The 4,873-nt window shown below is 69.4% G+C and carries 4 protein-coding genes; 1 reads left to right on the top strand and 3 read right to left on the bottom strand.

Annotation, left to right across the window (positions count from 1 at the left end):
* From ACWDU1_RS29515 to ACWDU1_RS29505, 3 genes are all read right to left on the bottom strand, one after another.
* Positions 1 to 3,467, bottom strand: a 3,467-nt coding sequence (locus ACWDU1_RS29515; protein ID WP_450003471.1) for a WXG100-like domain-containing protein, incomplete at its 3' end; no start/stop codon positions are given.
* A gap of 15 nt (positions 3,468 to 3,482) precedes the next feature.
* Positions 3,483 to 3,980, bottom strand: coding sequence for a YbaB/EbfC family nucleoid-associated protein (locus ACWDU1_RS29510; RefSeq protein ID WP_450003469.1), 498 nt, complete (start codon positions 3,978 to 3,980; stop codon positions 3,483 to 3,485).
* A 19-nt stretch (positions 3,981 to 3,999) separates the two neighbouring features.
* The gene (locus ACWDU1_RS29505) at positions 4,000 to 4,320 is read right to left on the bottom strand and encodes a hypothetical protein (protein ID WP_450003468.1); all 321 of its coding nucleotides are present in this window, start codon (positions 4,318 to 4,320) and stop codon (positions 4,000 to 4,002) included.
* A gap of 315 nt (positions 4,321 to 4,635) precedes the next feature.
* Between ACWDU1_RS29505 and ACWDU1_RS29500 the strand changes: the two genes are divergently transcribed.
* Positions 4,636 to 4,873: D-aminoacyl-tRNA deacylase (locus ACWDU1_RS29500; protein WP_450003466.1), on the top strand; the 238-nt coding region annotated here is incomplete at its 3' end.

Below are 4,873 nucleotides of genomic sequence, written 5' to 3'. Positions count from 1 at the left end.
CTCTCCTCATCGTCTCGACGACCGGCACTCTCCTCATCGTCTCGACGACCGGCACCCTCGTCCGGTTCATCGTCCCGGCGATCCTCGTCGTCCGCACGCCGGCCTTCGTTCTCGTCCGGCGGGTCCTCGTCGCGCGTGGGTGGATCCTCGTCGACGGGCCAGTCCGAGATCCGGGTCTCGGGCTTGCGGCGGGCATCGTCCCAGTGATCGTCCGCGTCGGCCCGGTGCTGCTCGGCCCGGCGGTCGGCCTCGTCCGCACGATCGCGGAATCGATCGGCGAGTGGCGAGGGGCCGCTCTCCCCCATGTGATCCGCCATCGCACGCAGGTATTGCGCGCTCAGGCGATCCAGCCGGGACCTCAGGTCGGCCGCCTCCGCGTCCCGCCGCGCGGTGTACTGCTCTTCGGTTTCGCGGCGTTGCCGGTTCTCGTCGTAATCGGACTGACCGTGGCGCAGGTACTGCTCCGACGACGGCCGGACGCGGCCGTCGTGGCCGGTGGGGCGCAGGATGCGGCCGTTGCCGTCCAGTAGCGTCGCCGAAACCCGCCGTACCTCGGCGGGGCTGTCCGGCGGGAAGCCGCGGCGCCGGGACGCCGCCGGATCGGAGACCTCGATGCGGTATTCGCCGGTGAGCGGGTCCATCCGCACCGTCATGGAATACGCGTGCGCGCCGACACCGTGTTCGTCGGCGGCACCGGCGTACTCATCGATCACGAACGCGCGCGGCCCCTTACCCGCCGCCACCAGGCGAGGGTCGGTTCGTGCGGCCTGGCGTAGCAGTTCGTCGGCGACCGCCTGATGGCGGGGACGGTCCGGACCCCGGTCGGGATAGTCGTAGAGGTTGCCGCCGAGCGCGTCCTGGATCTCGTCGCGCGACATACCTTCGGGCCCACTGGGCTCCTCCGGCGGTGTGATGCGGTCACTGTCCGTCTCCGCCTGCAGCTCGGCGAGGGTGAGACGGGCGCATTCGCCGCGATTGTCCGGGTTCTGGGCATCCTCCGGGTCCTCGGGGTTCCGATCGGCGGAATCGTCCGGATCGTCGGACCCATCCGGATCGTCCCGGTCATCGGGCGAACGGTCTGAATCGTCGTCGTCGCGGTCGGTCCGGCCGTCGTCGCGGCGCGTGGTCCGGGAGTCCGGATCCCGGTTCGAGGTCCGGGATTCGTTGTCCCGCCGTGCAGAGGAAGTATCGGCGGGATCGCCCACAGGTATGGGCAGCGGTACCACGTCCTCGGGCCCGATCCGCCCGTCACCGACATCGCCCGGCAGCCGTTGATCGGCCGGGGCACGGCCGTCCTCGTTCTGCCGGTCGTGCGCACCGGGTGCCTCGGCGTCTGTGCGTCCGGCCCGAATCCGATTTCCCTCGGTCCCGGGGTAGGGAGCCCGGTCGGCGGCACCGGCCCGGTCTCCCGGACGCCCGCGCGGCCCACCGTCGGCGCTCGCCGACGAGCGCGAATCACCGGGAGTTCCGGTCTGGGCCCGCGAATCGCCCGTACCGCCGGGGGTGTTGCCGGCGCCCGGCGCGGCCGGACTCGACCCGCCCGGCGTCGAACCGGGCGCGGCAGGCGTCGAACCGGGTGCCGGGGCGCCGGGGGTGGCCGGTGGGGTCACGCCGGCGGGCGGAGTAGGTCCACCTGCCATCGGTCCGGGCACCGGAGCGCCCACGACCGGCGCCGGCGAATCGGAGCGCGGGTTCGCGGTGGGTGAACCGTCCGTACCGGAATCGCTTTCGGCAGCGTTGCGGTCGGAGGTCGGGGTGCCTTCGTTCGAGCCGTCCTGCCGGCCGGTGGGAGCGCCCGGATTCTCCGGCCGCTCCCGGGTCGGATCCGTCTCGGAATCCGTCACCGCGCCGGCGCGATCTTCGGATCCGTTCCGGTCCGTGGCCGGGGCGCCGGAGTCGGTCTGCTCGCCGCCGCCGCTGCGGTCGGTGCTCCCACTCGAAGCATCCGGGTCGGCCGACCGGGAGTCCTGCCGACTGCCGCCGGAATCACTGCCCGAATCGGCACCTCCGGAATCGGGGGTGCCGGAATCACCGTCGTTCGTGGTGCTTGCGCTGTCGCCGGAATCCGGTGCCGTCCGGCTCGAACCATCCTCGGCGCGAGAGGCGCCGTCGGATCCGGGGCCGTCCTGGTTTCCAGCTGGGGAGGTGCCCGGCTCCCCGGAACTCCGCGGATCCGACCCGTTGCCGCCGACACCGGCCGGGTCGTTCACGGCACCGTTGCCCGAATTCGTATCCAACCCCGGCGCGCCGTCGCGCCCGTTCACACCGGAGCCGTCGTCGCCGAGCCCCGCCGCGGGACCGTTCCCGTTCCGCGCCGGGCTGCTGGTCTGGGTTCCGCCGTCACCACCCAGGGCGCCCGAACCGTCACCGCCGCCGGGCAGTCCGCCCACGCGGGGACCTGGCCCGTTGACCACATCGTTGATGCGGTCCATGAAAGATCGGTCGCCCCAGGCATTTTGGTAGCTGTCGCTGTGAACGCCCCAGCCACGTTTGGCGGCCAGCGAATTCGAGAACCCTTTGGCGCCGCCGGTGAACAGGCCGTTGCTCGCCCCGGAAATGATTCCCAGCGGACCGAACTGCTGCGGCAGTGTGGCCATCGTCTGGTCCATCGCCTGATCGAAGCTGCCGGTCTGATGCCAGATGACGGCGAACTGGGCCGGAATGGCAGCGGCGGTGCCCGCCAGGCCGCCGACCAGTCCCGCACCGGTGCCGGTGATCATCCCGTCCATCGTCCGGCGCAGGATCCCGCTGGTTTCCCGGGCCAGCGCGTTACCGATCAGATCGCCGACCGGACCGGCGGCGGCGCCACCGGCCGCCGAGGCCACCACGGTGACGGCGATCTGGCCCAGATCGAAATCCGGCCGGTGCCCTTCTTTGATCTGCCAGCCCTGGATACCGACTTCCTGCAGAGTGCCCAGGATCGTATCGATGGCCATATGACGAAGCAGGAATTTGACGAACCTGTTGCTCGCGATCCGCAGAATCGTCTGCAGGACCCGCTGCAGCAGCAGCCGGACCGCGAGCCTGGTGACCGCGACGGCCGCCGCCTGGACCGCCGGTGCCGCCGGCGGGAAGATGAACGCCGCCGCGATCTCCGCCGCCAGCAGAGCCAGCGACGACAGATACATCAGCTTGGTGTATTCGATCTCGGTACCGGTGTTGTACGCCGCATCGCCCAGTTGCCGGAAGGAGTCGGCCAGCTTCGGCACCGATTGATCACTGTCGGAGCCGTCACCGGAGATGAGGCTGTCGAAAGCCTTGATCATCTCGGTGACGCCGTCGCCCTCCGGGTAGGCGTGCAGCGAAGCACGTTTGGCCTCGATGATGTCGGCGACGATATCGTCGAGTTCATCCCCCGCGGCCCGCCAGTCACCGCCGAGACCCCACATCTCGTCTTCGTTACCCTCGGGCCATTCCACGCCCGCCAGGATCGCGAGATGCTGTGCCCAGCCGGGGATATCGATCATGGCGAGCCGCCCGGATTACCAGCTGGAATCGGTGACCGACCCGCCGCGGCCGCTACCGTCACCGGCGGGCCCCGGCCGGCCGGGGCCGCCGGAGCCGTCCGGGTGCTGCGGGGCGGCATCCGGTCGCGCGGTAGAGGCGGGGACGATCCCCGGCAGGTCCAGATCGTCCATCCCCTCCACGAGATCGGAGAGTTTGGGCATTCTGGCCTTCTGGGTTTCCAGCGGCGCCATCAGATCGGTGGTCTTCTCGGCAACCTGCCTACAGGCCCGCTGAGTGGCCTCCACTATCGCCTTCGCGATATCGGAGTAGCTCAATTCGTCGATGTCATCGGCGAATCTCACGTCAACCACGACATTGTCGGCGTTCACCGTGACGCGGATCTTCTTCCCGCGGGCCGCGCCGGTGGCGGTGAGTTCGGCACGTTGCTGCTGGATCCGCGCGATGGTGCGCATCTGCTCCCGCACCCCGCCCATGATCGCCGCGAAATCGGCTTTGGCTTGTTCGTTGGTCATCGTCGCGCAGAAGTCCCGGTCAGCGCAGACCGTCGCGGTTGCCGTCTTCCATGTCCTGCAGGTAGTCGGCGCTCTCGATCTGCCCCTGGTAGAAGGAATCCAAGCTTGCGGCAACGTTTTCGCCGCTGTCGATCAGATTCGTCTTCCCGGAGCGGTACCCGTCGTTGTTCTGACCGTTGGCGAAGTTCTGACCGATCGAATCGTTGCCCCACGGCTGACCCCGGCCGTTGATCCGCAGCTCGAGATTGTCGATCACGCCCTGGACCCGGTCACGCACGCCGCCCGTACGTTCCGCGGCCGCTCTGAACGCCTCGTCGTTGTAATCGACCCTGTCGCCCATCGCGTCCACTCCTCCCGGGGTGCGCGAGCCTCCCCCGCACCGTCGAACCGTCGGAATCGACCATGGCAGTCAGGAGCGAACCCGGCATGATGCCGGTATGAACGGAAGCTTTCCCACGGTTGGCGAGCGGGAGTTGTCGCCGGGCACCGGGTTTCACGCGCGATGGCGATGACGAACCCGAATGATCTGGTGCGGGGCGAATCCGGATCGACTCTAGCCGGTGGGCCCGGTCCCGGATCCGGAGACTATCGCCACTGGCGGGAATACCGCCACCCCGGCGCGGTGACCGCGTCCGGCACGGCATGATCGACAGCTATGCGAGCCCTACTGCAACGTGTGACATCGGCACAGGTACAGGTGGACGGCGAACCGGTGGGCCGGATCGATCCGGCCGGCAGCGGAATCCCGCACGGCCTCCTCGCACTGGTCGGGGTAACCCATACCGATACCGAGGCGACGGCGCGGACCATGGCCGACAAGATCTGGCGGCTCCGCGTACTCGACGGCGAACGCAGCGCGGCGGATCTGCGGGCCCCGATTCTCGTCGTCAGTC

The sequence above is a fragment of the Nocardia sp. NPDC003345 genome, from assembly GCF_053589395.1.
This window is presented reverse-complemented; position numbering and strand designations above follow the sequence as displayed.

What these genes read in the sequence shown, in the direction of transcription:
- ACWDU1_RS29510 (WP_450003469.1), bottom strand. Translation starts at nt 3,980, where the DNA reads ATGACCAACGAACAAGCCAAAGCCGATTTCGCGGCGATCATGGGCGGG.
- ACWDU1_RS29505 (WP_450003468.1), bottom strand. Translation starts at nt 4,320, where the DNA reads ATGGGCGACAGGGTCGATTACAACGACGAGGCGTTCAGAGCGGCCGCG.